The sequence below is a fragment of the Vibrio sp. V01_P9A10T6 genome, assembly GCF_963877065.1.
Taxonomy (GTDB): Bacteria; Pseudomonadota; Gammaproteobacteria; order Enterobacterales; family Vibrionaceae; genus Vibrio; species Vibrio anguillarum.
In genome coordinates, this window is record NZ_CAWNTB010000095.1 from 1 (window position 1) to 3996 (window position 3996).

Annotated in this window: 3 protein-coding genes; 1 reads left to right on the forward strand and 2 read right to left on the reverse strand. The window is 37.3% G+C overall.

Features of this window, described 5'->3' with window-relative positions; translation table 11 throughout:
• The first annotated feature begins 231 nt into the window (after positions 1–231).
• Positions 232–807 (forward strand): DarT ssDNA thymidine ADP-ribosyltransferase family protein, encoded by a 576-nt coding sequence (locus AACQ21_RS05050; protein ID WP_105976781.1) that lies wholly within the window; start codon positions 232–234, stop codon positions 805–807.
• Positions 808–843: 36 nt separating this feature from the next.
• Here the strand turns inward: AACQ21_RS05050 and darG are convergent, their stop codons facing one another.
• Positions 844–1878 (reverse strand): type II toxin-antitoxin system antitoxin DNA ADP-ribosyl glycohydrolase DarG, encoded by a 1035-nt coding sequence (gene darG, locus AACQ21_RS05055; protein WP_089204842.1) that lies wholly within the window; start codon positions 1876–1878, stop codon positions 844–846.
• Between the two features lie 181 nt (positions 1879–2059).
• Positions 2060–3604, reverse strand: a complete 1545-nt coding sequence (locus AACQ21_RS05060; protein ID WP_031854528.1) for an HD domain-containing protein — start codon at positions 3602–3604, stop codon at positions 2060–2062.
• Positions 3605–3996 lie beyond the last annotated feature (392 nt).

Sequence of the window (3996 nt, forward strand, 5' to 3'; positions counted from 1 at the left end):
ATTAACTTATGAGGTGATGATATCACCTCTAACTAAGTGACCAAATTCACTATGCCACTACATGACAATATCAACCTCAATAGATTTAAAAGCACACATCGAACACTAAGCGCTTGTGACTTAACTTCATATGCTTAAAGCCTTACGAAAATGTAGTGAAACTTGATGCTGTGAAACCAATTATTCTGGTGGTATAGTTTAGTAACCATCTAAATAATAAGGACTAAAAACATGTCTGTTCGAGACTATAAAAATGGCAAACAGTTGTATCATATAACTTCAATCCAAAACCTTCCTAGTATTTTGAAAGAAGGGTTACTTCCAAGAAAACAAAGGAAGCCAGTTGTCGATGTGGCTGACAAAGAAATACTAACTGGCCGTGCGAAACATGGTTTGGATGCTATGGTACCTTTCCACTTTTTTGCCAATAACCCTTTTGATGGTCGTGTGCAAAAGGATCACCCTAAAGAAACCTTTGTTTTAATTGCTATTTCTCGTGCACATGCCGAGAAAAATAATTGGAGCATATCTGCAAAGCATCCTTTAAACGGAGAGTTTAAACTACTAGATTATGCAAAAGGTATCGAAGCTATTGATTGGGATACAATGGACAAGCGAGATTACACTACGCGTGAAGGCAAAAGTGTATGTATGGCGGAATGCCTTTCACCTAAGGTAGTCCCCGCAAACGATTTTCAGCAAATCTTTGTGAAGTCAGTAGAAGACAAACAGACTGTTGAAGCTATGTTACGCGATGTTGGTATTGAGGGCTGGGTAAAATTAAATACTTATATGTTTACTGGCTAGTTATCTAACCATTTGTAAAAAATTTTTGATGAGGGCTTAATAAAAAAGCCCTTCTTCAACCAAACGTTGATATGCCGATTTGATTAATGTTGCGGAAGCGCTAGTTTGTGTTGATGTTAAAGATATTACATCTTCCACAAGAGATTCTTCACTGACTTCTCCATTATCGCTCATCATTGTTTTGGCTGCCCATAAAGTTGATGCCAGAATTACCATCCCGTCTTTAGACTCATAGCCAGCAATAAGATTGATAACATTTGAAATACTTTTGCCGTTAGAATCACTCTCTCGCAACATGCGCTCAGCTTTGGATGTCACTGTAGGCTCTAGTGTAATTATCGTATTATCAAGAGGCTTATTAATTCCAGAGATATAAAGAAAGTCACCATCCATTTTTTTGATCGCAGTACTCAAGACTGGTGAATATGGCCCTTGTCTGAACTCACTAAATTCTATCTTGTTTAGCTTAACACCATTGCAATGTAGGATATAAAGTAAACACTGAACCTCAAGTTCCGACATTTGCTTTTTGTGTGATGACGACAGATACTTTTTCAATGCCAAAATGAGCGTTGCCCTACCTGTTGTTAGGTTGAGGCTTCTTTCCTTCCGAGGCGCATCATTTGGAGCATAGATCCTCCATTCAATATCATTCAACGAGGACAACTTTTCATGGATTTTCCTTTCAACTTGGCTCCATGGTAGTCCTCCTAATCCACTACCAAGGGCAGGGATAGCCACGGACTTAATTCCCTTGTCCAAAACAACTTTAACTAAATCATCTAGACCATTCTCGATGTACTCTATTTTGGATTTACCGCGCCAGTGCGCCTTGGTTGGAAAGTTGATAATATATCGAGGAGAGCCTTTAGCCACATTTTCTACTAACAAAACCTTGCCTACTGACAATTCTTCATTTTTACAAGCATCTCTATAAACTTTGAAGTTATCTGGAAAGCGTTCTTTGAACTGATAAGCAAGACCTTTACCCATGACCCCTACTGTATTTACAGTATTGACAAGCGCTTCAGCATCATCAGCAAACAAGTCACCTTTTGTGTATATAATCATGTTAGTTCGTTAGTGTGTAAGATAGTCCTAAAAACAGGACTAACAAATGTGAATGTAAGATTCTATAGGATACTTGATACGCAACGGATCCGCTATAACCTCATGAGGTAAATACGGTTTTTATTCTGTTTCAGAACGAAAAACCAAGCGGAAACTAACCGCTTGGCTTCTAATCAAGAGGCTAGTTGCGATTAGAATCTGAGTAAACCAGACTATGTTGTTGCAAAAATTCAACCTTGCACTTTTCTATTTGACCTACAAGATCCATATCAAATCTCTCAGAAATAGAGTGATGGGCGAATATCCTTATAAAGCACTTTATAGACTGATATCTTGACAGCTTCTCATTTGAGTCCTTAAACGCTTTGATTGAATACTTTCCATCAAGCTGTTTTTCCAGCAGCTTAATCTCCGTCTTTGCGATATCTTTGAAGGCATTGTCAGTCATTACATCAATCGTAAATCGCTTGCCATCAATACCTTGAACTATGATCATATGATTGATTGCTAACTTTAAGTCGTCGATCGTCTTTTGGTTGATAACGTCTGTTATACTTAGGCATTCGGGAAATAACTTTGATTCATAGACTTTATCCCATGGCTTGCGATGCACTATGTCGTTATTAACTTCCGTAGCAACATCATTTCCTTGAATAGCTACGGCTAACTGTTCGTTTAAAAAATAATCATCTGAATTGTTTTCATAGAAATCTTGAATTTGCTCTAAATAGGATGTTTTTTCAGCATCTGAAGGCAGAGTGAAATCGAATAGATCTACATCTGGGCTAGCTTGTTTTGCTAAGTTACATACCTTACTTAGCATGGACGAAAAAGAACGATTGGTTTTGTGATAATAGACCTGCCCAAACAGGTTCGCTCTAGCGTTAATAAACTCAACGATTGAGTCTAGGCCACTTTCTTTATAAGCTAGGTAAATACCACCATTCCACTGAACGGGAACCATGGACATAAAAAGTCTATTGTGATCATATATCCCACATTTCACACCTGAAAAGTAACTATCTCTTAGAAGATAGTCCATTCGGTCTGCATCAATAGGGCATGAAGAAATTATTGAAGTCAAAAGAGGCAGTATGTTTAAGCTCCCGTGCTCCGTCTCTATGTCCAAGCAAACATTGTCACTCTTGAAGTCCTTTTCAATGATTGCGAGAACATTATCAATGTTTACTTCGCTTTGTTGTTCTTTTGTCAAGCTTCCGTAAATCGCCTTAATAAATAAGAGTGAAATATGCTCATGCTCTACGCTTTTTCCGTCTTTTATAAGTGCTGCAATCTCGGGAAAGTCACTGCCAAAAAATTCTTGGAAATCTTCTTTGGAAAACATGAATGAATCAAACTGGTGGGACATAGGGCCGTGACCGAGGTCGTGCAACAACGCTGCTAATCGTAACTCTTGAACAACATGGACAGGTAATTCAGTAAGACCAGTATAAATTAAGTTGTCTTTGTATTTTTTTTCATAGCGATGTGCATTCACTCCCATGTTGTTAAGAATTTCATATGACAAATGCATCACGCCTAGCGAATGCTCGAAACGGCTATGCATAGCGGAAGGAAACACTTTATAGAGGAATGTATTTTGTTTTATATTCCTAAGTCTCTGAAATAATGGATGATCAATGAATGCTAGTTCAAGCTCGGTAAGTCGAATTATTCCATGAATGGGATCAAGTATTTTGCCAGTAAGATTTTGTTCAAAACGCATAGCACACCTATTTCTTTAAAAATGCAACACGTATAATAACATTGGAATGCATACAAATAAATTCAATGGGTAATGACTGCGGAAATGAGTTTTTGATGAAGTGATCGTCGGGATTCTTACTATCTTTGAACCATCTTCGAGTAGGTAAAGTAAACTAACTCCAACACGCTGTTCTAACAGACCCCTACTTAAGTTCAGTGCAGCAATTTTGGTTGGTATTTGAGAAAAAGAAGGTGATTTGAATAATGTATCTACAATTAGTTTGTGAACAATGTCACATTTTTAGCAAATCAAATTCATGAACTTAATTAAGTAGATTTGTACGTTATTTGTACTTTGGTTTGTTAACTTATGAACAAAATTTAGGTTCATGAGTTTAGACCTTCTTATTT

Coding starts and splice junctions, on each gene's coding strand:
- AACQ21_RS05050 (WP_105976781.1), top strand. CDS start 232: ATGTCTGTTCGAGACTATAAAAATGGCAAACAGTTGTATCATATAACT.
- darG (WP_089204842.1), bottom strand. CDS start 1,878: ATGATTATATACACAAAAGGTGACTTGTTTGCTGATGATGCTGAAGCG.
- AACQ21_RS05060 (WP_031854528.1), bottom strand. CDS start 3,604: ATGCGTTTTGAACAAAATCTTACTGGCAAAATACTTGATCCCATTCAT.